General features: G+C 70.1%; 1 protein-coding gene. It reads right to left on the bottom strand.

What is annotated here, in order from left to right; translation table 11 throughout:
* Positions 1-635: acetyl-CoA C-acyltransferase (locus tag LGM71_RS33120; RefSeq protein ID WP_226118713.1), on the bottom strand; the 635-nt coding region annotated here is incomplete at both ends.

Genomic DNA, 635 nt, shown 5'->3' with positions numbered 1-635 from the left:
GCCGCCTTCTGCGCCGACATCACCAGCACCGCCGCCGCGCCGTCGTTCAGCCCCGACGCGTTCGCCGCCGTCACCGAGCCGTCCTTCGAGAACGCCGGCTTCAGCCCCGCCAGCGATTCCGCCGTCACGCCGTGACGCACGAACTCGTCGGTCGCGAACTGCAGCGGCTCGCCCTTGCGCTGCGGAATCGACACCGGCACGATCTCCGCATCGAAGCGCCCGGCCTTCTGCGCGGCTTCCGCCTTGTTCTGCGACAGCGCCGCGAACGCGTCCTGCTCCTCGCGCGTGATCCCGTATTCCTTCGCGACGTTCTCCGCCGTGATGCCCATGTGGTACTGGTTGTACACGTCCCACAGGCCGTCCACGATCATCGTGTCGACCAGCTTCGCGTCGCCCATCCGGAACCCGTCGCGCGAGCCCGGCAGCACGTGCGGCGCCGCGCTCATGTTTTCCTGGCCGCCCGCGATCACGATGTCCGCGTCGCCCGCCACGATCGCGTTCGCCGCCAGCATCACGGCCTTCAGGCCCGAGCCGCACACCTTGTTGATCGTCATGCCCGGCACCGCGGTCGGCAGGCCGGCCTTGATCAGCGATTGGCGCGCCGGGTTCTGCCCCGAGCCCGCCGCCAGCACCTG

Origin of the sequence: Burkholderia sp. AU33545 (assembly GCF_020419685.1) — a bacterium.
Classification (GTDB): domain Bacteria; phylum Pseudomonadota; class Gammaproteobacteria; order Burkholderiales; family Burkholderiaceae; genus Burkholderia; species Burkholderia diffusa.
Note: the sequence above shows the minus strand (reverse complement) of the source record. Positions and strands in the feature narration are given on the sequence as shown.